The organism is Jiangella alkaliphila (assembly GCF_900105925.1).
Classification (GTDB): Bacteria; Actinomycetota; Actinomycetes; order Jiangellales; family Jiangellaceae; genus Jiangella; species Jiangella alkaliphila.
The window spans coordinates 1,230,491-1,252,946 of sequence record NZ_LT629791.1; the positions used below are offsets into that span (position 1 = coordinate 1,230,491).

At 72.8% G+C, this 22,456-nt stretch carries 20 protein-coding genes and 2 pseudogenes; 6 read left to right on the forward strand and 16 right to left on the reverse strand.

Annotation, left to right across the window (positions count from 1 at the left end; genetic code table 11):
- Positions 1 to 18 precede the first annotated feature (18 nt).
- From BLV05_RS05790 to BLV05_RS38500, 3 genes and pseudogenes are all read left to right on the forward strand, one after another.
- Complete coding sequence (locus BLV05_RS05790) at positions 19 to 873, forward strand: alpha/beta fold hydrolase (RefSeq protein ID WP_082154948.1); 855 nt, start codon at positions 19 to 21, stop codon at positions 871 to 873.
- A 104-nt stretch (positions 874 to 977) separates the two neighbouring features.
- Positions 978 to 1,156, forward strand: a pseudogene (locus BLV05_RS38495) (transposase); the annotation flags it as partial.
- A gap of 133 nt (positions 1,157 to 1,289) precedes the next feature.
- Complete coding sequence (locus BLV05_RS38500; RefSeq protein WP_407929306.1) at positions 1,290 to 1,457, forward strand: transposase; 168 nt, start codon at positions 1,290 to 1,292, stop codon at positions 1,455 to 1,457.
- A 619-nt stretch (positions 1,458 to 2,076) separates the two neighbouring features.
- On the opposite strand, the gene BLV05_RS05800 is transcribed toward BLV05_RS38500, so the two are convergent.
- From BLV05_RS05800 to BLV05_RS05815, 4 genes are all read right to left on the reverse strand, one after another.
- Positions 2,077 to 2,865, reverse strand: a complete 789-nt coding sequence (locus BLV05_RS05800) for an alpha/beta fold hydrolase (protein ID WP_197683543.1) — start codon at positions 2,863 to 2,865, stop codon at positions 2,077 to 2,079.
- Positions 2,862 to 3,407, reverse strand: coding sequence for a dihydrofolate reductase family protein (locus BLV05_RS05805; RefSeq protein ID WP_046766976.1), 546 nt, complete (start codon positions 3,405 to 3,407; stop codon positions 2,862 to 2,864). Before BLV05_RS05805 ends, BLV05_RS05800 begins: the two co-directional genes overlap by 4 nt.
- Before the next feature lie 54 nt (positions 3,408 to 3,461).
- A complete protein-coding gene (locus BLV05_RS05810; RefSeq protein ID WP_052762137.1) occupies positions 3,462 to 4,154 on the reverse strand; it encodes a helix-turn-helix domain-containing protein in 693 nt (230 codons plus the stop codon).
- A gap of 194 nt (positions 4,155 to 4,348) precedes the next feature.
- Positions 4,349 to 5,050: a DNA methyltransferase gene (locus BLV05_RS05815; protein ID WP_052762136.1), complete on the reverse strand. Its 702-nt coding sequence runs from the start codon at positions 5,048 to 5,050 to the stop codon at positions 4,349 to 4,351.
- 64 nt (positions 5,051 to 5,114) lie between these two features.
- Between BLV05_RS05815 and BLV05_RS05820 the strand changes: the two genes are divergently transcribed.
- Positions 5,115 to 6,368: a D-arabinono-1,4-lactone oxidase gene (locus BLV05_RS05820; protein WP_231948761.1), complete on the forward strand. Its 1,254-nt coding sequence runs from the start codon at positions 5,115 to 5,117 to the stop codon at positions 6,366 to 6,368.
- Positions 6,325 to 8,385, forward strand: coding sequence for a beta-propeller domain-containing protein (locus BLV05_RS05825; RefSeq protein ID WP_083421280.1), 2,061 nt, complete (start codon positions 6,325 to 6,327; stop codon positions 8,383 to 8,385). Before BLV05_RS05820 ends, BLV05_RS05825 begins: the two co-directional genes overlap by 44 nt.
- 3 nt (positions 8,386 to 8,388) lie before the next feature.
- Here the strand turns inward: BLV05_RS05825 and BLV05_RS05830 are convergent, their stop codons facing one another.
- The gene (locus BLV05_RS05830; RefSeq protein WP_052762135.1) at positions 8,389 to 8,982 is read right to left on the reverse strand and encodes a DUF6624 domain-containing protein; all 594 of its coding nucleotides are present in this window, start codon (positions 8,980 to 8,982) and stop codon (positions 8,389 to 8,391) included.
- 351 nt (positions 8,983 to 9,333) lie between these two features.
- Here BLV05_RS05830 and BLV05_RS05835 point away from each other — a divergent pair, with 351 nt between their 5' ends.
- On the forward strand, positions 9,334 to 9,858 hold the full coding sequence (locus tag BLV05_RS05835; protein WP_046766973.1) for a hypothetical protein: 525 nt from the start codon (positions 9,334 to 9,336) through the stop codon (positions 9,856 to 9,858).
- Between the two features lie 7 nt (positions 9,859 to 9,865).
- Here BLV05_RS05835 and BLV05_RS05840 read toward each other — a convergent pair whose 3' ends face one another.
- From BLV05_RS05840 to BLV05_RS05890, 11 genes and pseudogenes are all read right to left on the reverse strand, one after another.
- Positions 9,866 to 10,753, reverse strand: coding sequence for a serine/threonine dehydratase (locus BLV05_RS05840; protein ID WP_407716983.1), 888 nt, complete (start codon positions 10,751 to 10,753; stop codon positions 9,866 to 9,868).
- An 11-nt stretch (positions 10,754 to 10,764) separates the two neighbouring features.
- Positions 10,765 to 11,988, reverse strand: a complete 1,224-nt coding sequence (locus BLV05_RS05845; protein ID WP_052762134.1) for an MFS transporter — start codon at positions 11,986 to 11,988, stop codon at positions 10,765 to 10,767.
- A 4-nt stretch (positions 11,989 to 11,992) separates the two neighbouring features.
- Positions 11,993 to 12,682 (reverse strand): HAD family hydrolase, encoded by a 690-nt coding sequence (locus BLV05_RS05850; RefSeq protein ID WP_052762133.1) that lies wholly within the window; start codon positions 12,680 to 12,682, stop codon positions 11,993 to 11,995.
- Between the two features lie 4 nt (positions 12,683 to 12,686).
- Positions 12,687 to 13,193 (reverse strand): GNAT family N-acetyltransferase, encoded by a 507-nt coding sequence (locus BLV05_RS05855; RefSeq protein WP_197683544.1) that lies wholly within the window; start codon positions 13,191 to 13,193, stop codon positions 12,687 to 12,689.
- A pseudogene (locus BLV05_RS38505) lies at positions 13,190 to 14,280 on the reverse strand (winged helix DNA-binding domain-containing protein). Before BLV05_RS38505 ends, BLV05_RS05855 begins: the two are co-directional and overlap by 4 nt.
- 3 nt (positions 14,281 to 14,283) lie before the next feature.
- Positions 14,284 to 15,957, reverse strand: a complete 1,674-nt coding sequence (locus tag BLV05_RS05865) for a DUF885 domain-containing protein (protein ID WP_046766970.1) — start codon at positions 15,955 to 15,957, stop codon at positions 14,284 to 14,286.
- Positions 15,954 to 17,462: an MFS transporter gene (locus tag BLV05_RS05870; RefSeq protein WP_046766969.1), complete on the reverse strand. Its 1,509-nt coding sequence runs from the start codon at positions 17,460 to 17,462 to the stop codon at positions 15,954 to 15,956. The genes BLV05_RS05865 and BLV05_RS05870 overlap by 4 nt, the downstream gene beginning before the upstream one ends.
- 32 nt (positions 17,463 to 17,494) lie before the next feature.
- Complete coding sequence (locus BLV05_RS05875) at positions 17,495 to 17,929, reverse strand: MarR family winged helix-turn-helix transcriptional regulator (protein WP_046766968.1); 435 nt, start codon at positions 17,927 to 17,929, stop codon at positions 17,495 to 17,497.
- Positions 17,926 to 18,390 carry a MarR family winged helix-turn-helix transcriptional regulator gene (locus BLV05_RS05880; RefSeq protein WP_046766967.1) on the reverse strand — a complete coding sequence of 155 codons (465 nt, stop codon included), beginning with the start codon at positions 18,388 to 18,390 and terminating at the stop codon, positions 17,926 to 17,928. Before BLV05_RS05880 ends, BLV05_RS05875 begins: the two co-directional genes overlap by 4 nt.
- Before the next feature lie 52 nt (positions 18,391 to 18,442).
- Positions 18,443 to 20,989: a polynucleotide kinase-phosphatase gene (locus BLV05_RS05885; protein ID WP_046766966.1), complete on the reverse strand. Its 2,547-nt coding sequence runs from the start codon at positions 20,987 to 20,989 to the stop codon at positions 18,443 to 18,445.
- Positions 20,986 to 22,407, reverse strand: coding sequence for a 3' terminal RNA ribose 2'-O-methyltransferase Hen1 (locus tag BLV05_RS05890; RefSeq protein WP_046766965.1), 1,422 nt, complete (start codon positions 22,405 to 22,407; stop codon positions 20,986 to 20,988). Before BLV05_RS05890 ends, BLV05_RS05885 begins: the two co-directional genes overlap by 4 nt.
- Positions 22,408 to 22,456 lie beyond the last annotated feature (49 nt).

Below are 22,456 nucleotides of genomic sequence, written 5' to 3' on the forward strand. Positions count from 1 at the left end.
TCGAAGGAGGACCGGATCATGACCATGCCGATCGCTCGAGCCGTCAGCCACGCCGGGAGGCGGCCGCCCAGGTGGGTGGTCCTCCTCGCCGCGGTCGCCCTCCTCCTGGTCAGCGTCACCTCGGCACAGAGTGTCGCCCAGGCCGGACGCCCGGGCCCGCCGAAGCCGACCATCGTGCTGGTGCACGGCGCCTGGGCCGACGCCTCGAGCTGGAACAACGTCACCGAACGGCTCCAGGACGACGGCTACACGGTCAGGGCGATCGCCAACCCGCTGCGCTCACTGGCCACCGACGCCGCGTCCGTGCGGGCGTTCCTGGACACGCTGACCGGGCCGATCGTCCTCGTCGGCCACTCCTACGGCGGCGCCGTGATCACCAACGCGGCCACCGGGAGTCCGAACGTCGAGGCGCTCGTCTACATCAACGCGTTCGCGCCGGACGAGGGGCAGAGCCCGCTCGAGCTGGCCGGGCCGGACTCCGCGCTGTCGGCCGACCCGTTGACCGTCTTCGACTTCGTGCCCGCCGGCCCGCCCGGCCCCACCACCGACCTGTACCTCAAGGAGACGGTCGTCTTCGACTCGTTCGCGACCGGACTGAGCCGAGACGACAAGGCGCTCGTGTGGGCCACGCAGCGGGCGGCCGCCTTCGGCGGGCTGGCCGAGACCTCCGGGCCGCCCGCCTGGGAGACGATCCCGTCCTGGACGCTGATCGGGCTCAAGGACGAGATCATCCCGCCGGACGTCCAGCGGGCGATGGCCGAGAACGCCGGCGCCACCATCAGCGAGTACAACGCCGGACACCTCGGCCTGATGTCGGACTCCCGCACCGTCACCCGGCTGATCGAGCGGGTCGCACGGGCGAGCGTCCACTAGGGCCAGCGTGTCTCCTAAAGATCGGCGGTGGGGCCGGGATTGTTGGTCTCATGTCGCGTGAGGCGTTGTTGACCGATGCGCAGTGGGCGCGGATCGAGCCGTTGATGCCGTCGTCGGAAGGGCAGCGCGGTCGTCCGTTCAGGGAGCACCGGCAGGTCCTGGAGGGGATCATCTACTGATTCCGGACCGGGGTCGCGTGGCGGGATCTGCCGGCGTCGTTCGGGCCGTGGCAGACGGTGTGGAAAACGTCACCGCCGGTTCAGCGGTGACGGCACCTACGACAAGATCCACACCCGGTTGCTGGCCGAGGCCGACGCGGCCGGTGAGCTCGACTGGATCGTCAGCATCGACTCCACGATCATCCGAGCGCACCAGCACGCTGGGTCCCTGGCCAGAGGCGCGGGGGGAACTGTGGAATCACACGAACCTGCGCCAGGAGCCCGTTGAGCACGCGCAACGTCGTCGAACGCGGCTTCAACCAGCTCAAGCAGTGGCGAGCACTGGCCAGCAGGTACGACAAACTCGCCATCACCTACCGAGGAGGCGTCGTGCTCGCTGCCATCACCATCTGGCTACGCCAATAAGGAGACACGCTAGTTGTATAGATCTGGAAAGAGCCCGAATCATCGCCTCGGCGTGACGATTGCGGCGGGCAACCTTTGCACGCCGCAACCCAGTGCGATTCAACGAATCATTGGTCGCCTGCACCTGCGTCATGCTCGGGGCGCGAGATCAATGGCAACCGTCCCCCTCTTCGAAGCTCGGAAATGACGCTCATCGTGGCCCGGTCGATCGTCGACAATGGCCCGGTCTGCCGTACGCAGAGGAATCGCGAGTGGGGAGCGCCTGGGAGCCGCCCTTCGCCCCCGAGCCGGCACCGGGTCCGCCGCGCGGGCGCTGCGCGCGCGAGACTGCCCACACAGATGTCGGGACTCGCGGGCCTCCCGGGCATCGTCATCGTCCGGCCGACCGGTACAACGTGACACCGGCTGATGTCGGCGTCGGCGCGTGTTCGACAAAATCTCTGACTATGACGCGACTCTGTCCCGATTTCGGCGAAACATCCACCGCACCTTCGGCGTAAAGATCACCGGCAGGCTGACCCTCTGACCAGGTCGCGGCCAGCGATTCCCCGAGGTTACGACCGCGACGGGCTGGCTCCAGATTCGGCATGGCACGGCGGGGATTTACGCGGTCGCTCGCTCACTGTGCCAGGAACGCGCTCACCATCGGCAGCACGAGGTCGGGTCGAATGACCTCGAGGTGCGTGGTGCCGGGGAGGATCGCCAATTGCGCGTTGGGCACAGACTGCTTCATGTCGACGGCGTGCTCCAGGCGGACGAAGTCGGTGTCGCCGATGATGATCAGGATGGGCATGGTCAGCCTGGCCAGCTGTTCGTTCGACCATCCCTCGAAGTCGTGCACCTCGGACTGTGCCTTCGGCACGAACTCGTAGAATCCGTCCGGGTTCGGGGCCACCTCGGTGTACGCGCGGATCATCGCGGCGCCCTGCTCCTCGGTCGGCATCCGCGGTGAATCCAGCTGCACGTCGGTGATCTCCGAGTAGTAGGCAACGGATCTGGTCCGCCCGAAGTGGGAGGCGGCCAGTACCAGCCGGCGGACGCGCTCCGGTGCTCGGACGGCGACCTCGGTCGCGGTCAGCCCGCCCAGGCTGAAGCCGAAGAAGTCGGCCTGGTCGATGTTCAACTGATCGAGCAGCGTTATGACGTCCTCGGCGCACTGCCGGATGGTGAAGGGGCGGTCGCTGTCGGCGGTGTGCCCGTGTCCTTGCAGTTCGACGCCGATCACCTTGCGCTCGGCGCTCAGCGACCCCAGCACCGCGCCGAAGCTCAGGTGGAAGGTGTACGCGCCGCCGTGGAGCATGATGAGCGGCGGGCCGGGATGCTCGGCGCCATGGATCTCGTAGTAGAGATCAATGCCGTTCACGGCGGCATAGGCTCCTTGGGTCATCTGGCGGATCCTCTCGGTCAACGTCTCGGGGCGTAGGCCAGCACGACGGTGCCATTGCCGACCTCGGTCACACCGATCAGGTCAACCGCCGTCGTGGCGAGGCCTGACAGCAGCGACTCACCGGACCCCGCGATGAACGGCGACACGCTGAGGTGCAGCTCATCGATCAGTCCGGCCTCGAACAACCCCCGGCTGAACAGGCCGTTGCCGTATTTGATCAGAGTTCCGTCGCCCGACTCCTTCAGACTGGCGACCGCCTCGACCGCGTCGCCGCCCTCCAGGATCTCGGCGTTCCACGTGGTTTCGGTCAGCGTGCGGGAGGCGACGTACTTCGGCAGCGAGTTGATCGTGTCGGCGACGTCGCCGGTCATGGTCGGCCACGTCTGTGCGAAGCCCTCGTAGGTCACGCGGCCGAGCAGGATGCCGACCGCCGAGGACAGCAGCCCCAGCTGGTACTCGAAGTGCTGGTCACCCGGAACGACCTGCTGCTGGCCGGTCCACCACGCCTCGCCCGCCTGTCTCCCGTCGATCGACACATGGTCGTATTCGATCAGTTTCCGCATGCCGGGATTCAACCATCCGGCCGATCCGCCGGTCTTGTACTGAAGCGAAACGCCTCACAACGCGAGGAACGAGATGCGGGACCTCAGCTCGCTCGGAGTCTGACCGGTGGCCCATCGCATCGCCCGCGCAAGGTGGGGGTGGTCGTAGTATCCGCCGCCGATCACCGCATCGGCGATCGATCCACCTGCCGCGAGCAACGCGGCCGCCTTCCGCGCCTGCTCGATGCTGCTGACCTTGCGATGAGACAGTCCGACGGCTCGGCGGAATCGGAGTTGCGCGATCCGGACCGACATGCCGCGCGGGCGTTCGCCGTGCTGGATGTCGTCGACGAGCGGATCGAGGAGCAACAGTCCGGCGCGCGCCAGCCGGCTGACGAAGACATCCACGTTCTGCGCTGTCGGCATCTCCCACTCCCGGTTGTCCAGCACGATCCGGTCGCCCGGCAGGATCGGCAGCAGCGCGTCCTGCCGATCGACCAGAGCCGAAGGCGGGAACTGGGGCAGATACACGCCGAGCCGGAACTCCACGCCGAAGAACTCCCAGCCCTCCTCGCACATCACCACGGCGCTCGACTGCTCCGGTCCGCGCAGATGCACGGACGTCACTCCCTCCGGGCTCCGGGCGAACGCGAGCATCGACGAGGTCTTGACCGCAGAGGCGAACCCGGTCGTGGCCTCACACGTCGACCACCACACCCGTTGCACCAGGGGCTGGTCGACGGCGGTCTCATCGAACACCAGGTCCACTCCGCCGATTCTAGAACGATCCGTGATCGGCCGAACCAATCGTTACCAAGAGCCGACGCCCACGCCGCGGCGGCTGGCACCTGAACGATCGTGGGAACTCCTGTCGTGCGATCTTCGGTGCCCAGCGAACCTCGGACGATGACCGTCAGAGTGAGCTAGGGATTCAACCCGGCTTGACGAACATAGAAGGATCCCTAGTGGGTGGGTCCCGCCCGGCGGCCCGGCCTCACGCCGGGCGGGGGCTCCTCCGCGGTGCGCTGGAACACCAGGCAGTAGTCGCCGGTGAGCCACTCGGGCTGCTCGTCCCAGCACAGGAACGTCTCCTGCCGGAATGTCAGGTGCCGGCCGACGATGCGGCCGACGTCCCAGGCGAGGGTGGTGGCGACGCCGTCGTCGACCATGTTGCCGACGTTGAGGACGAGGTGGCCCCACGGCCGCAGCAGCCCGGCGACCTGGCCGAAGATGCGGTCCAGCTCGCCGAGGTAGGACCCATAGTCGCCATCGAGGGTCTCGTAGGCGTTGAGCGGGTTCTCCGGGTGGTTCTCCAGCGTCATGTACGGCGGCGACGTCAGGCACAGGTCGACCGGCCGATCGACCAGCGCCCCGACCTTGCGGGCGTCGCCGGTGATGACCTCGCCGGCGCCGCCGAGCCGGCGGCGGACCATCTCCGCGCGCTCCGCCAGCAGCTCGATGCCCAGGCCGGACCGGCCCATCCGCTCCGCGACGACCAGCGTGGTGCCGAACCCGGCGAACGGGTCGAGCACCAGCTGACCGGGGAGGGAGTACTCGGCGATGACCGTCTCGGCCAGGTTCTCGGTGAAGTGGACGTTCTCGTCGGCCTCCACGTAGCGCTCGTTGACGAGGTCGTCCATCCACTGCTGCAGCCAGGGCCTCATGCGGACCATCTTGCTGGACCGGCCGCCAACGCGCTGCCGGGACCCGGGCCGTACGCTGCTCGCTGTGAGCGCGGAACGGACGAACTGGGCGGGCAACCTCACCTACGCCGCCACGCTGATCCACACGCCGGCGTCGGTCGAGGAGCTGCAGGAGCTCGTCGCGCGCACCGGGCGCATCCGGGCCCTGGGCAGCCGGCACTCGTTCAGCGACGTCGCCGACACGACCGGCGAGCTGGTCTCTGTCGCCGGGCTGCCGCCGCCGGTGGACGTCGACGCGGCGGCACGGACGGTGACGGTCGCGGCCGGGCTGCGCTACGGCGACGTCGCCGAGGAGCTGCACCGGCAGGGCTGGGCGCTGCACAACCTCGGCTCGCTGCCGCACATCTCGGTTGCCGGGGCGGTCGCGACGGCGACCCACGGGTCCGGCGACGGCAACGGCAACCTCGCGACGGCGGTGGCCGGGCTGCACCTGGTGCGCGCCGACGGCGAACTGGTCACGCTGCGCCGCGACGACCCCGACTTCGACGGCGCCGTCGTGGCGCTCGGCGCGCTCGGCGTCGTGGTGGCGGTGACGCTCGACGTCGTGCCCGCGTTCGAGGTCCGCCAGGTGGTCTACGACGACCTCCCGCTGCGCACCGTCGCCGAGCGGTTCGACGAGATCTTCGCCGCCGCCTACAGCGTCAGCGTCTTCACCGACTGGGCGAGCGGGACGGCGCGCGGCTGGGTCAAGCACCGGGTCGAGGACGGCGACGGCTGGACGCCGGACCCGCACTGGCTGGGCGCCCGGCTCGCCGACGGAGCGCGCAACCCGGTGCCGGGCATGCCCGCAGCCAACGCCACCGAGCAGCAGGACGTGGCCGGGCCCTGGTACGACCGGCTGCCGCATTTCCGGCTCGAGTTCACCCCGAGCAGCGGCGCGGAGCTGCAGTCCGAGTACCTGGTGCCGCGCGACCACGCGGTCGAGGCGTTCGGCGCCCTCGCGCGGCTGGCCGGCCGGATCGCCCCGCTGCTGCACATCTCCGAGATCCGCACCGTCGCCGCCGACGACCTCTGGCTCAGCTCGTCCTACGGCCGCGACGTCGCCGGCTTCCACTTCACCTGGAAGCAGGACCCGGACGGCGTCGGCCCGGTGCTGGCGGAGATCGAGCGCGCGCTGGCCCCGTACGACGCCCGGCCGCACTGGGGCAAGCTGTTCACCGTCGATCCCGGCCAGGTGCGCGAGCGGTACCCGCGGCTGGCCGACTTCCGCCGGCTGCGCGGCGCGTACGACCCCGATGGCCGGTTCGGCAACGCCTTCCTCGACCGCTACATCGGCTGACGCGGAACCGGCGGCGCACACGCGCCGTCGAATCGGGCATGAGGCGGTGGTTTGCCGGCCTTGTCTCCTTGGGCATGCTCGCCGGTTGCACGTTCGGTTCAGACGACGAAGACGGTGCGATCGCCGTCATGGGGTTGACGTCCTTCGATGCCTGCGAGGACGTCCTGGAGCACCTGAAGACGGAGGCGCTGCACCGGGTCGGGCCGTGGGGCCTCGGCACCGGCACCGACATGTACCCGATGCCGGCCGGCGCCGAACAGGACGTCGCCGCCGAGGACTCCGGTGCGTTCGCCGCGCCCGGGGGACGGATGGTGGCGACGACAGCGGCGGCGCCGCCCGGCAACCGCACTCCACCACGAACGTGCAGGAGGCCGGCGTCGACGAGCCCGACGTCGCCAAGACCGACGGGCGGGTGCTGGTCACCGCGGCCGGCGGCGACCTGCGCATCGTCGACGTCACCGGCGCCGCGCCGCGCGAGGTCGGCCGGCTGCCGCTCACGGTCCCGTCCGGAAGCCCGGAGGCGGGCCCCGAGTTCGCCCCGGAGTACGCCGATGCCTCGGTGTTCCTGGCCGGCGACCGCGTCGTCGCGCTGGTCAGGCAGAACACGATGATCGCCTACGACACCGCGATGAGCAGCTACCCCGGCGGCGGGATGCCGTCGACGACCGCGGTGCTGCTGATCGACATCTCCGACCCGGCGGCGCCGGTGGTCGAGTCGCGGCTCGAGGTCGAGGGCAACTACCTCGACGCCCGCATGGTCGACGAGACCGTCCGGCTGGTCGTCAGCTCCTACCCCAAGCTGCAGTTCCCGATGACGGAGCAGGACTACAACCTGCCGGAGGACGAGCTCACCGAGCGCAACCGCGCCGTCGTCGAGGCGTCCACCATCGCCGACTGGCTGCCGTCGTACAGGTTCACCAGCGGCGACGACGAGCCGGTGACCGACCAGCTGGTCGGCTGCGAGCAGCTGAGCCGGCCGGACGACTTCACCGGCTACTCCACGCTCAGCGTGCTGACGTTCGACCCGGCCGAGGGGCTCAGCGCCGACGGCACCGTCGGCGTGCTGACCGACGGCGACACCGTCTACGCCAGCCCCGACCGCCTCTACGTCGCGACCACGCGGTGGGGCGACCCGTTCCCGGCCGACGAGCGCTCGATCCGGCCGATGCCCGAGCCCGGCGAGATCACCACTGGCATCCACGCGTTCGACATCACCGGCAACGTCGCCGCGCGGTACCTGGCATCGGGCGAGGTCGAGGGCCGCATCATCGGCCGGTACGCGATGTCCGAGCACGAGGGCGTCCTGCGCGTCGCCACGACCATCGACGACTGGACCGGCAACACCGACACCAGCGAGAGCGTGCTCTACACGCTCGAGGAGGGCGACGGCGAGCTGGTCCCGCTGGGGCAGGTCGGCGGCCTGGGCAAGGGCGAGCAGATCTACGCCGTCCGCTACTTCGGCGACACCGGCTACGTCGTGACGTTCCGGCAGGTCGACCCGCTCTACGTGCTGGACCTGTCCGACCCGGCCGCCCCAGCCGTCACCGGCGAGCTGAAGATCACCGGCTACTCGTCGTACCTGCACGACGGCGGCGACGACCGGCTGATCGGCGTCGGCCAGGAGGCGTCCACCGACGGCAGAACCGTCGGCGCGCAGGTCTCGCTGTTCGACGTCGCCGACCCCAGCGCACCGACCAAGCTGGACGGCCACGTCGTCCCGGACGCGTGGTCGCAGACGGAGTGGGACCCGCAGTCGTTCCTGTTCTGGCCCGACACCGACCAGGTCGTCGTGCCGCTGGAGACGATGACGGGGCCCAGCGCGCTGGTCGTCCAGCTGGGCGACGACACCGTCACCGAGCAGGGGCAGATCACCCGCACCGAGGCGCCGCGAGAGGGCTGGACCCAGCTGCGCCGCAGCATCGTCGTCGGCGACGCGCTCTACACCGTGTGGCAGGACGGCGTGCAGGTCAACGGGCTGGACGACCTCCAGCCGCGCGGCTGGCTCGCGTTCGGCTGAGGGTCACCCGAACGGGGTCGGGCTTGGGCTGGCGGTCGCGTCGATGGCACACGCCTCCTCGAGGGTGGCGAGGTAGTCGGCCAGCGGCTCCAGCCCGGCCTCGGCCCGCCGCTCGTCGACCGTCTCCGGGTCGGCGAGCGGGGCCGGCTCCGGGACGTCGGCGACGCAGGCGATCTGGGTGCCGTAGAGCTGCTCGCCGCCGGTGTTCAGCGCGACGCGGTCCTCCAGGTAGGCGAGGTCGCCGGGGTCGGCCAGACCGGCCTCGACGGCAGGCCGCATCAGCTCCAGCGCCCGCTGCTGGAACTCGGTGTCGAGGTCGGAGTGCTGCGCGATCACCCACGCCGCGGTGGCGCCGTCGGTGCCGACGAGGTCCGAGCCGGGCCAGCCGTGCTCGTCGACGATCTCGGCCAGCCGGTCGGTGCGCTCCTGGTCGTTCCACTCGGCGCTCTGGCCGGACCGCTCGGCCTGGTCCTGCTCCATCATCGCCAGCAGCTCGGCGCGCAGCTCCTCGTTCCGCTCCCGGTGCGGCGGGCTCGCGTCGTCGCCCGAGCACGCCGCGGCCAGCAGGAGGAGGACGAGCAGCGCTGCTCGGATCATCCAGACAGTATGGCCCCGTAAGGTTGCGGGTCGTGACCGACAAGACCGACATGACGGCGGCCCAGTGGGCGGCTGCGGTACCCGAGGCCCGGTTCGAGGAGTCGCGGCACGAGCTGGACGAGCGGGTGCTGGCGGTCGCGCCGGACTACGCCGACGCGGTGCGCCGGGAGCTGACGGGGCTCACGACGGCCCTGCGCGCACCCCTCGTCCGGCCGGTCGGCACCACGCGCTGGTCGAGGGTGCTCCGGCGCGAGCTGCTGTTGTTCACCACGTTCACCGTCAGCACGAGCCTGCTCTTCGCGTTCGCGGACCTGGTGGCGGCCCATCCCCTGGTCGGGCGCGCTGCTGCTGGTGAGCACCGCGTGCTGGGGGCTGTGGGTCTGGCCGGTCATGCGTGGCCGGCCGCTGCCGGACCGCAACGATCTGTACTACGCGGCCGGCTATCAGGCGCTGGTCTCGGTCGTGGTCGGCGGAAGGATGCTGGAGGCCGCGGGGGACGACGGCATACAGGCAGGCTGGGTCGTGGCGTGCGTCCTGTGCGCGGCGGTCAGCGTGCTGGTGCTGTTCCTGCTGCTCCGGGCGAGGACCCGGCCGCCGCGGCCACCGGAGGACCGGGAGGCGCAGCGGCGGCGCCGGCTGAGCCGGCTCGAGACCGCGACCCAGGCCGGCCAGGACCGGCTGCTCGACGCGTTCGAGCGGCTGCCGGACGAGGACCGCGAGGCGCTGCAGGCGGAGTACGCCGCCGCCCTGGCCGTCCTGCGCGAGCGCGGCCTCGACGCCACTCCCGCCGGCGACGAGCCGCTGCCCGGGTCGGCGCTGCTGGAACGGCGCGCCGCCGAGATCGCCCGGCTGGAGGCCGAGCTCCCGGGTCAGTGACCTTGCCTCAGCGGTCGGTGTTGGCGCCGCAGAGCACGATGCAGGGCAGCTCGCCCGGGACCCGCCCGGCCAGCCAGGCGGCGAACGGCACCGCGGCGGCCGGCTCGACCAGCAGCCGGAACTCGTCCCACAGCCGGTCCCGCGCGGCCAGCAGCTCGGCGTCGGTGACCAGCACCGACCGGACCGACGCCGCCGTCAGGATCGCGAACGGCAGCTCGCCCACCCGGGTCGCGCCAAGCGCCGACGACGCGACCGAGTCGACCGCCGCGTCGACCGGCTCGCCCGCGGCCAGCGCCTGGTGCAGGGCGCTGCAGTGCTCAGGCTCGACGGCGACGGTGGCGCGGTCGCCGGCGGCCAGCGCGGTGCCGGCCGCCAGTCCGCCCCCGCCCACCGCCACCGCGACCGCGTCGACGTCCGGCGCCTCGGCCACCACCTCGGCGGCGACCGTGCCCTGGCCGGCGATGACGTCGGGGTGGTCGTAGGCGGGCAGGTACCGCGCGCCGGGCGCCGCCGCCGCGTCCGTCGCCGCCGCGGCCGCCTCGGCATAGGTGCCGCCGTGCCGGACGAGCCGGGCGCCGGCCTCCTCGATGCGCCGCGCCTTGGTCTCGGGGACGGTCTCGGGCACGTACACCGTCGCCGGCAGACCGAGCAGGGCGGCCGCCGTCGCGACCCCGAGGCCGTGGTTGCCGCCGGACGCCGTCACCACGTGCTCCGGGCGGTCGCCGCCGAGCAGCGCCGTCAGCGCGCCGCGCAGCTTGAACGAGCCGCTGCGCTGCAGGTGTTCGAGCTTCAGCACCAGCGGCCGGCCGTCGAGCTCGGCGCGCAGCACCGGCGTGTGGCGGATGTACGGGGCGATGGTCGCCGCGGCGGCGGCCACGGCGGCCGGACCGGGCAGGTTCGTCGTCGTCACCGTTCCACCTTGTGCGCTTCGGGCTCCGAACGCCAAGTCAGGGTGCGGATGTCGCGGACGGCGAACAGCGCGGCCGTGCAGCCGACCAGGCCGGCGACGCAGCCCCACAGCACCGGCGCCGGGCCGGCCCGGTCCGCCACGGCCCCGCCGAGCAGGTAGCCGACCGGCACGAGGACCAGCTCGCTCAGCAGCCCGATCGACGACACCCGGCCGATCAGCTGCTCCGGCACCTGCTGCTGCCGCGCGGTCTCGAAGAACACGATCGACAGGTCCAGCGCCAGCCCGCTGACCGCCATCGGCACCAGCACCCACGCCAGGTGCACGTCGAGGGCCAGCACGGCGAGCGGCAGCGGCCAGGCCAGCAGCACGGCCACCGTCGCGAGCATCGGCCGGCGCGGCCGCCACCGCAGCGCGACCACCGAGCCGGCCAGCATGCCCAGCACGAACGCCGACACCGCCCAGCCCCAGAACCGCAGGCCGTCCGGGCGCCCGGCGGCGATCACCGGCCCGAGCAGCTGGTAGCCGGCCAGCCAGAGCGGGACGCCGACCGCGCCGGAGACCAGGTACGTCCACAGCCAGGTCCGCCCGGCCACCGCCGCCCAGCCCTCGCGCGCGTCCGCCCGCCACGTCGTCCGCGCGGCCCGGACCACGCCGAGCGGCAGCGTCGCCAGCACGACCGCACCGGCCGCGAACGCCGCACCGGCGCCGATCAGCACCGGCCCGAAGCCGACGGCCGCGGCGAGCACCGTGCTCAGCCCCGGCACGCCGATGCGGGCCACGTTGACGACCAGCCGCTGCCAGGCGCTGGCGGACTGCCGTGCCTCCGGCGGCACCAGCTCGACGACGATGCCGTGCAGCGCCGGCTTGGTGGCGGCGGCCGCCGCACCGGTCACCGCCGCCGCGGCGACGAACGCGGCCACGGGCACGCGGCCGGGCGCGGCCACCAGCAGCAGGCCCATCGTCGTCTGGGCGACGGCGAGCGCGGCGTTCGCGACGACGACGGTCCGCCGGGGCGCACGGTCGGCCAGCACCCCGGCGACCGGCAGGCCGAGCGTCTGGGTCAGCACCGACGTCGTCAGCACGAGGCCGACGTCGAACGCGTCGCCGCCCGCGTCGAGCACGGCGCACGCCAGCACGACGGTCGCCAGCGTGCTGCCGGCCAGCGAGAGGCCGCGGCCGGCGAGGTAGCGCAGGAACGGGCCGCGCCAGGTCCCCGCCACGGCGCTACACGAGGTGCGCGGCCAGGTCGTGCAGCGACGCGATGCGGTCGCGTTCGCCGGCCGGTCCGGTGCCGTGCCGGTCGAGGTGGACGGCGCGCAGCCCGGCCGCGCGGGCGCCGACGACGTCGAGGCGGTAGTCGTCGCCGACGTAGAGGATGGCGGCCGGGTCGAGGCCGAGCGCGGCACACAGGCCCGCGTAGGCGCCCGGGTCGGGCTTGGCGCTGCCCAGTGCCTCGGCCGTGAGGACCGGGCCGACCCGGCCGGTCAGCCCGATGACGGCGATCTTGTCGTACTGCATGTCGTCGGGACCGTTGGTGAGGATGCCGGTGCGCAGGCCGGCCCCGGCCACCAGCTCGAGCGCCGTCTCGGCGTCGTCGAAGCGCTGCCAGCCGGACCGGTAGGCGGCGAAGTAGTCGCGCCACAGCGCGTCGAGGCCGGGCTCGTCCAGCGGCGGCCGGCCGATCAGCTCGAGCATGCCGCCGACGCGGCGCCGGCGCTGCTCGGTCATGCTGATCCGCCCGTCGCGCCACGCGCCGAAGTGCCGGTCCTGCAGCTCGAACCAGGCCGCGGTCAGCTCAGGCGTGGGAGGCCCGTGGAACGTGGACAGCCAGGTGCCGAAGCCGCGGGTGGCGGAGCCGGAATGGTCGAAGAGTGTGTCGTCGAGATCGAACACCACCGCGGCGAGCTCAGGCACGTCCTCACCCTACGTCGGCGCGGATCCAGAGCCGTTCGCCGTCCTCGAAGCGGTCCGTCGGCTGCAGCCCGGCCCGCTCGGCGACCACCATGGACGCCTGGTGCTCGGGGTGCACGTGCGCGGTGATGGTCCGTACGCCGCGGCCGTCGAGCCACTCGACGAGCGCGCCGGCGGCCGCGGTGGCGTACCCCTGCCCCTGGAAGTCGGCGCCGACGATCCAGGCGATCTCGGCCTGCCTGCCCTCGTCGGTGACGGTGGCCTGGACGGTGCCGACGGCGCGGGCATCGGGGGTGCGGCGGACGATCCAGTTGAACCACTGCTGCCGGCCGTCGGGCGACCGGCCGGCGACCAGCCTCGTGTACCACGCGCGCAGGTCGGCCACGGCGGGCGGGGCGCCGCCGATGAACTCGTACAGCCCCGGATCGCTCAGCACGCCGGCCATCTCGGCCGCGTCGTCGACGGTCAGCGGCACCAGCTCGAACCGGTCGGTGACGATGTGGCCGTCGCTCACAGCACGCTCGCGCTGACCGTGGCTGATCGCTCGACGAACGCGCCGTGGGCGTCGGCGGCCGCTTGCAGCCCGGGTGTGGCCGCCGCGCGGTACTGCTCGTACAGGCTGATGTCGAGGACCACCTCGCCGGCCTTCAGCGTCCGCCGCCATCGCCCGGCGACCTGGGTGCCGAGCAGCAGCACGCCGTTGGCGGCGCTGTCGATCCGGGTGCCGGCGGCGACGCCGCCGAGGTCGAGCAGGCGCTTGCTCTCGGTGTAGCCGACCAGGTACTCGTCGTAGGCCTGCAGCAGGTGGACGGCGGTCTCGTCGACGGCGGCGTCGGCCGTGCCCGCCGCGGACCAGTACGTGACGCCGTCGACGTCGATGCTCTCGAGCGCATCGCCGGCCAGCGCCAGACCGGCGGTGATGTCGGCCCTGGTCAGGCTGGACCACCAGGCGAAGTCCTTCGCCGTGGCCGGCCCGTGGCTGGTGAAGTACCGGCGGGTCAGCTCGGACAGCGCCGCGTCGCGGTCGAGGGAACGGGCGCCCGGCGCACGCTCGGCGAGCAGCGCGTACGTGTGCTGCTTGCCGGCGAGCGGTCCGCGCAGACGATGCCCTCCAGCTCGGCGTACATGAGGATGTAGGCCAGCCGGAACCGCTCGGCGACGATGCCGGCCCGTTCGAGAACGGTCCCGACCTGCGCCCGGGTCAGATACGTCCGGCCGCCGAGCGCGTCGGCGATGAGGTCCGACGCCCGCCGCAGCAGCGCGTCGTCGAGCTCGAACCGCCGGTAGGGGTAGCCGTTGAGCACGTGCACCCGCGGCCCGGTCAGCGCCAGCAGCCAGCCGATGTCGTCGGGCGTGACGAAGTGCCAGGTCGGCCGCAGCACGTGGGTGCGCAGCAGCGCGCCGTCGGCGAACGCGCGGTCGAGGCCGGGGTCGGTGACGGTGCCGCCGAGCCGCTGCGCGACGCCCCACTTCGCCGGGTGGTAGTCCTGCGACTGGACCGCGCCGAACCAGGCGACGGCGCCGGCCGGCGCCGCCGCGTCGAGCGGGCCGCCGAGGCCGACGGTGCGCAACCGGCGGCGTACGAGCTCGGCCTCGTCCACGGGTCAGCCCTGCCGCGCGGCCCAGGCGCCGACGACGTCGTCGAGCACGCTCATCGGCAGCGGGCCGTTGCCCAGCACGACGTCGTGGAAGGCGCGCAGGTCGAACCGGTCGCCGACGGTGGCCGCCGCGGCCGCGCGGATGCGCTGGATCTCCAGCCGGCCGACCATGTAGGCCAGCGCCTGGCCGGGCGCGGAGATGTAGCGGTCGACCTCGGTCTCGATCTCGAGCCGGCTGGTGGCGGTGTTGGCGACCATGAAGTCGACCGCCTGCTGCCGGCTCCAGCCCTTGGCGTGCAGCCCGGTGTCGACGACCAGGCGGCAGGCCCGCATGGAGTCCTCGCTCAGCATGCCCAGCCTGGCGATGTCGTCGGAGTACAGGCCCATCTCGTCGGCCAGCCGCTCGGCGTAGAGGCCCCAGCCCTCGTCGAAGGCGGTGATGGAGGCGAGCCGGCGCAGCAGCGGCAGGTCGGTGAGCTCCTGGGCGATGGTGAGCTGGAAGTGGTGGCCGGGCACGCCCTCGTGGAAGGCGACGGACTCGGCGCTGTAGCGGTCGCGCTTCTCGGCGTCGTGGGTGTTCGCGTAGTAGGTGCCCGGGCGGCTGCCGTCCATGGCCGGCTGCATGTAGTAGGCACCGGGAGCGCCCGGCGCCTCGGCCGCGGGTACCGCCTCGACGACGCAGCTCTGCGACGGCAGCCGGCCGAACCACTGCGGCGCGACCTGCTCGGCCCGCCGGATGGCCGAGCGCGCGGCCCGCAGCAGCTCGTCGGCGTCGCGCCAGCGCATGGCCGGGTCGGTGCGCAGCCGCTGCAGGATCTCGCTCAGCTCGCCGGTGCCGAACGCCCGCTCGCCGACGGCCGCGTACTCGTCGGTGAGCCCGGCCAGCACGTCGAGGCCGGTCTGGTGCAGCTCGTCTGGCGTGCGGGTGGTGGTGGTGTGGACCTTGGTGGCCTTGGCGTAGAACTCGTCGCCGCCCGGCAGCCAGCACAGCCCGGCGCGGTCGTCGGGCCGGCCGTGGGCGACGACGTCGGCGGCGACGGCGTCACGGTAGGCCCCGACGGCCGGGTGCACTACCTCGGCGAGCAGGCGGTCGCGCTCGGCCCGGAACGCCGCGGCGTCGGTGCCGCTGCCGGCCGCCGGCTCGGGGCGGCGGAGCGGGTCGTCGGCGGGGCTGGCGAGGTAGCGGGTGAAGTGCTCGACGGTGGCCTCGGCCAGCCGGCGGACCGGCAGCCGGCCGGCGACGATGCCGGCGCGATGCCGCACGGCGATGGCGTCGAGCAGCGCCGGCAGCCCGGCCAGCCGGGCGAGGTAGCCGTCGGCGTGGGCGGGCTCGGTGATGCCGGTCATCGGCAGGAACGAGAGCGTGGCGGGCGCCGGCGCGAAGAACGAGTCGGTGACGGTGTACTCGACGCCGCGCACCGCCAGGAGGTCGCGTTGGGACTCGACCTGCTGCAGGATGACCGCCCGCGTGGTGCGCTCGGCGTCGTCGAGCCCGGCCGGGTCGACGGCCTCCGCTCGGGCCGCGACGTCGGCCAGCCGGGCGTCGGCCGCCGCTTCGCCGGCCTCGGAGTAGTCGGTGAGCTTGTCCTCGCGCTCGCGGAAGCCCAGCAGCGACGCTTCGAGCGGGGCCACGTCGAACAGGACATCGATGAGCTCGTCGGCGAGCTGGGCGATGGTCATGTGGATCTCCCCCGGGATCGGCTCGTGGGAATGACCGTATCCCGGCGGACTGACAGCGCGACAACGGATATCGCCAGCAATGCCGCGAGTACGGCACTGACCGTCGCGGCCACCACGATCCCGTCGGTGAACGCGTCGCGCGCGGCCGCGAGCGTGGTCTCCGCCATGCCTGCCGGCAGGTCCTCCGCCGCCGCGACGGCCGCGCCCAGCGTGTCCGCTCCGGTGCCGGCGCCCCGGAAGACTGCCGCGACCACGCTGCCCAGGACGGCGATGCCGAGCGCGCCGCCCAGTTGCGGCGCCATCGACGACAGCGCCGCGGCGGCGCCGGCCCGCTCCGGCGGCGTGGCCCCGACGACCTGATCGGTGGCCAGCGCCATCATCGGGCCGAGTCCCGCCGACACCGTCACCGAGCCGGCCACCAGCAGGCCCAGCCCCGACGTCGCCGTCAGCTGGGTGAGCAGCACGAAGCCCGCCGCCGACACCGTCAGGCCGGCGCCGATCACCACCCCCGGCCGGATCCGGCGGGTCAGCCGCGGGGCCAGCAGCGACCCGGCGATCACCCCGATCGCCGAGGGCGCCGTCCAGAGCCCCGCGCGCAGCGGCGAGAGGTCCTGCACCAATTGCAGGTACTGGGCCAGGTAGTAGTTCGCGCCCCAGAGCACGAAGATGCCGATCGCCAGCGTCGCGACGGCCACCGAGAACGCCGGGTCGCGGAACAGCCGCACGTCGACCACCGGGTCGGCCAGCGACCGCTGCCGGACGACGAACACCGCCCCGACGACCAGACCGCCGGCGACCGCGGCGCCGGTCGCCCACCCCACCCCATGGGCGGCGATCTCCTTCAGCCCCCACACCAGCGGCAGCACCGCGGCCAGCGACAACACCACGCTGACCACGTCGATCCGGGCCGCCGCCGTGTTCCTCTGTTCCGGCAGCAGCACCGGGCCGAGCACGAGGATCAGCACCATCACCGGCACCCCGAGCAGGAACACCGAGCCCCACCAGAACCGCTCCAGCAGCGCGCCGCCGACCAGCGGCCCGATCGCCGTCCCGCCCGACACGCTGGCGATCACGATCCCGACGGCCACAGCCCGCTGCCGCGCGTCGCGGAACATCGTCGCCGTCAACGACAGCGTCGACGGCATCAGCGTCGCGCCGGCCACCCCCAGCAGCGCCCGCGCCGCGATCAGCGTCTCCGCGGTCGGGGCGTACGCGGCCACGACCGACAGCACGCCGTACGCCCCGGCGCCGATCATCAGCAGCCGCCGCCGGCCGATCCGGTCCCCGACGGCGCCGAGCGCCAGCATCGACCCGGCCAGCAGGAACGCGTAGACGTCGACGATCCAGAGCAGCTGCGTCCCGGTCGGGCGCAGGTCGGCGTCGATGGCGGGCAGCGCGAGATGGGTGACGGTCAGTTCCAGCGACGCCAGCACAGCGACGACACAGAGCACGGCCAGCCCGGCCCACGCCCGGCGGGAGGATTCGGTGGGGGTCACGTCCCCCAGCAGACAACCTCAACTATCGTTGAGGTCAAGTCCTACAGCTGCGAGCGCAGCTCCGTCGCCCGCGCGGTGACGGTGGCGAGCACTCGGCGGGTCGTGGCCAGCTCGCTTGCGTCGATGCCGGCATACAGCTCGGCGGTCATCGCGATGACGCCGGCGTGCAGCTCGTCGTACTGGAGCTGGCCGGCCGCCGTGAGCCCCACCTGCTCGTATGTGTCGTACTCGAGCAGCCCGCGGTCCTCCAGCGCGCAGAGCACCGCCGTCGCGTCGGCGGGTTCGATGTCGAGGGCGAGGACGAGGCCGTCGCGCAGGGAGGGCTGGGACACCCGGCCGGGCGCGGTCCCGAGCGTCCGGAGGGCGACCCATTCGGCCGGCGTGACGCTCTTGGCGTCGAGCATGACGCCGAGCAGGGCGTGGATGGCCTTGGCGGCGACCCCGATGTCGACACCGGTCAGCGGGGTGATGATCATGGATTCCTCCCGGGGTCGGGCGGCGACGGAGCGTCGAGCAGGACGGTCAGGGTCGCGACGAACTCGCGCGTCCGCTCGCTGTCGGGTCCGCCGAGGGGTTCGGCGAGCTGCTGCTGCAAGGTCATGACGCGCTCGCCCGCGGCCAGGATGACCTCGGCGCCCGCGTCGGTGAGCGTGACGCGGACGGCGCGCGAGTCGGCCGGGTCGCTGGTGCGGCGCAGCAGCCCGTTGCCCTCGAGCGTGCGCACCAGCTTGGAGACGAAGACCGGGTCGAGGCCGGTGTGGTCGGACAGTTCCCGCTGGCTGGGCTGCCCGCCGTCCTGGCTGACGCCGTAGAGCGTGGCCAGCACGGAGAACTGCGCCTGGGTGAGCCCGAACGGCGCGAGCGTGCGGTCGAGCAGCGCGCCCCACTTGGTGGAGAGCCGCCAGACGAGGTAGCCCGCGGTCGGGTTCTTCTTCACCGGAAAAACTGTACGTGGACACTATGTCCATGGCAATCTTTTATGTGCCGGCTCACAGCCGCGGGTCGACCGGCTCGGACTCCAGGGCCAGGACGGCGAAGACCGGCTCGTGCACGCGCCACAGCGGCTCGGACCGGGCCAGCCGCTCCAGCGACTCCAGACCGAGCGCGTACTCGCGCAGCGCCAGCGACCGCTTGTGCCCGAGGCCACGGTCCTTCAGCCGCTCCAGGTGGCCCGGCAGCGTGTAGTCGGGGCCGTAGATGATCCGCAGGTACTCGCGTCCGCGCACCTTGAGCCCCGGCTGCACGAGCCCGCGCGGCGCCCGGACGAGACCGGCCGCCGGCTTGACGACCATCCCCTCGCCGCCTGACGCGGTCAGCGCCGCCCACCACTCGACCCCGGCCTCGACGGACGACGGCGACGACGTCGACACCGCCAGCCGCCGCGTCGGCCGGAACAGGACGGGATCGGCCGCCACCAGCCGGTCGGCCAGCTCCAGGTGCCACAGGTGCGGCCGGTCGTGCCACGTGGCGCCCTCGGACGCGAGCAGCTGGAACGGCGCCAACTGCACGCCGTCGAGCCCGTCGACCGGCCAGACGTAGCGCCGGTACGCGTCGGCGAAGGCGGCCGCGTTGTCCAGCCGCGCCCGGGTCCGGTCGAGCAGCGCCGTGACGTCCAGGCCCCGGGCCGACGCGGTGGACAACGCCGACACCGCCGCCGGCAGCGCCGACCGTGCCGCCGCGCCGACCGAGGCGTACTGGCCGCGCAGCAGCGACTCCGCCTTCGCCGACCACGGCAGCAGCTCGGCGTCGAGCAGCAGCCAGCCGGTCCCCAGCTCGTCCCACAGCCCCGGCGCCGTCACCGCGGTCCGCACGCCGTCGAGCAGCGCCTCGGCCAGGTCCGCGCCGAAGAACGACCGCCCGGTCCGGGTGTACACCGCGCCGGTCTCGCCGGGCGGCGCGCCGAACCGGCGCGTCGCCGTCGCCTGGTCGCGGCAGACCAGCACCACGGCACGCGAGCCCATGTGCTTCTCTTCGCACACGACCTCGCCGACGCCGTCGGCCGCGTAGGCGCCGAACGCCTCGGCCGGGTGCTCGAGGACGTCGGGCAGCGGCGACGTCGCGACCGGCGCCATGGTCGGCGGCAGGTACGGCAGCCAGCGCGGATGCAGCGCGAACCGGCTCATCACCTCCAGCGCGCCGGCCGCGTTCTCCGCGCGCACCGAGACCCGGCCGTGGTGCGCGGTCTCGACGACGCGCTTACCGAGCACGTCGGTGAGGTCCAGCTCGTCGCCACCGCGCGACGCCACGGCAGCGGGCGCGACCAGCGGCTTCACCGGCTCGTACCAGACCTGCTCGGCCGGCACCTGCACGACCTCGCGCTCGGGGTAGCGCAGCGCGGTGAGGTGCCCGCCGAACACGCAGCCGGTGTCGAGGCACATCGTGTTGTTGACCCACTCGGGCTCCGGCGTCGGCGTGTGGCCGTACAGCACCATCGCGCGGCCGCGGTACTCGGTGGCCCACGGGTAGCGGACCGGCAGGCCGAACTCGTCGGTCTCGCCGGTCGTGTCGCCGTAGAGCGCGAACGCGCGCACCCGGCCGGACGCACGGCCGTGGTAGGCCTCCTTGAGCCCGGCGTGCGCGACCACCAGCTTGCCGTCGTCGAGGACGAGGTGCGAGACGAGGTCGCGGCACCAGCCCAGCACCGCGTCGCGGAACTCCGGCGGCTGCTGTTCCAGCTGCTCCAGCGTCTCGGCCAGCCCGTGCCCGATCTTGACCTGCTTGCCGCCCAGCGCGCGGACCAGCTTGTGCTCGTGGTTGCCGGGGACGGCGAGCGCGTGCCCGGCCGCCGTCATGCCCATGGCCAGGCGCAGGACGCCCGGGCTGTCCGGGCCGCGGTCGACGAGGTCGCCGAGGAAGATCACCCGGCGGCCCTCGGGGTGGACGGCGTCGACGGCGCGCCCGGCGTCGTCGCGGGCGACGACGTAGCCGAGCCGGTCCAGCAGCGCCTCCAGCTCGGACCGGCAGCCGTGCACGTCGCCGATGACGTCGAACGGGCCGTGCTCGTCGCGGCGGTCGTTGTACAGCCGCTCGCGCACGATCGTCGCCGACTCGATCTCCTCGACCGAGCGCAGCACGTGCACCTGCCGGAACCCCTCCTTCGCCAGCCCTTTGATCGAACGGCGGAGCTGGTCGCGCTGCCGCCGGACGACGTGCGGCCCGAAGTCGCGGTCCGGCCGGTCGCGGTTGCGCTCCAGGCACACACTCTCGGGGACGTCGAGGACGATCGCGACCGGCAGCACGTCGTGCGCCTTGGCCAGGTCCACGACCTGACGCCGGGCCTCGCGCTGCACGTTGGTGGCGTCGACGACGGTGAGCCGGCCGCCGGCCAGCCGCTTGCCGGCGATGTAGTAGAGGACGTCGAACGCGTCGCCGCTGACCGTCTGGTCGTTCTCGTCGTCGGCGACGAGGCCGCGGCAGAAGTCGCTGGAGACGACCTCGAACCGGCCGAAAAGGCGGGCCGCGAACGTCGACTTGCCCGAGCCGGACACGCCCACGAGCGCGACCAGCGACAGCTCCGGGATGGCGATGCTGCTCATGCGGGCGCCTCCGTCCGGGTGAAGGTGGCGAGCTGGGTCGGCGGCCCCGCGCCGGGATCGGGCTCCCCGACGGCGGCGTAGGCGACGGTGTATCCGTGCGCGGCGGCGACCCGCTCGGCCCAGTCGGCGAACTCGGCCCGGGTCCACTCGAACCGGTGGTCGGAATGGCGCATGGTGCCGGCCGCCAGCCCTTCGAACAGCACGTTGTACTCGGCGTTCGGCGTGGTGACGACGACCGTGCGCGGCCGCGCGTGCCCGAACACCGTCCGCTCGAGATCGGGCAGCCGCTCCGGGTCGACGTGCTCGACGACCTCCATCAGCACGACGGCGTCGAAGCCGGCCAGGCGGTCGTCGCGGTAGATGACCGAGGACTGCAGCAGCGTGATGCGGGCTCGCTGCCGATCACCCATGCGGTCCAGGTGTAGCCGCCCGGCCGCGCGCTCCAGCACCCGCGGCGCGACGTCGGCGCCGACGATCTCGGTGAACGACGGGTCGGCCAGCAGCTCGCGCAGCAGCGCCCCCTCGCCGCAACCGAGGTCGACGACGCGCTGAGCCCCGGCCGCCTTCAACTGCTCGACGACGGCCGCCTTGCGCAGCGTCGACAGCGGCACCAGCGCGGGCGGGTCGACCTCCTCGGTCTCGTCGGCATCGTCGCTGGTCACGACGTCCACCTCGGCCGACTCGTCCAGTTCGGCCAGCCGGGCCAGCGCGTCGGCGACGAAGCCGCGCTTGTGCGCGAGGTAGCGCTTGACGATCGCGTCGCGCTCGGGGTGCGCCTGCAGCCAGGACCCGCCGCTGCGGATCAGCTTGTCGACCTCGTCGCTGCTCACCCAGTAGTGCTTCGCGCCGTCGAGCACCGGCAGCAGCACGTACAGGTGCGACAGCGCCTGGTCCAGCGGCAGCGTGCCGCGCAGCACGACGTCGACGTAGCGGGAGTCGCCCCACGCGGGCAGCTCCGGGTCCAGCGGCCGCACCGTCGCCGACACCGACCAGCCGAGCGGCTCGAACAGCCCGCTCACGACGTCGGCGCCACCGCGCGACGGCAGCGCCGGGACGTGCACCTCCAGCGGCAGCGGCACGCCGACCAGCTCCGGCCGGGCGTCGCAGCGGCCCTTCAGCGCCGACCCGAACACCCGGCCCAGCGCCACCGACAGCATCGACGACGCCGCGTACGGCCGATCGTTGACGTACTGCGCCAGGCTGAGCGCGTCGCCGCCGAACCGCCGGCCGCGCACGAGCTCGACCGGGTCGACCTCGAGCAGCAGCGCGACAGTGCACCGCTCGTCGGTCGCCTCCGGGTAGAAGACGTGCGCGACGCCGACGCTCAACTCGAAACTCTGCACCCGCTCGGGATGCTTGTGCAGCAGGTAGCCGAGGTCGCTGGCGTGGGCGGCGGTCGAGGTCAGGGTCAGCAGCACCGGACCATTCTCGCCGTCCGGCTACCCAGTGACGATGTGTTTTCTCGCG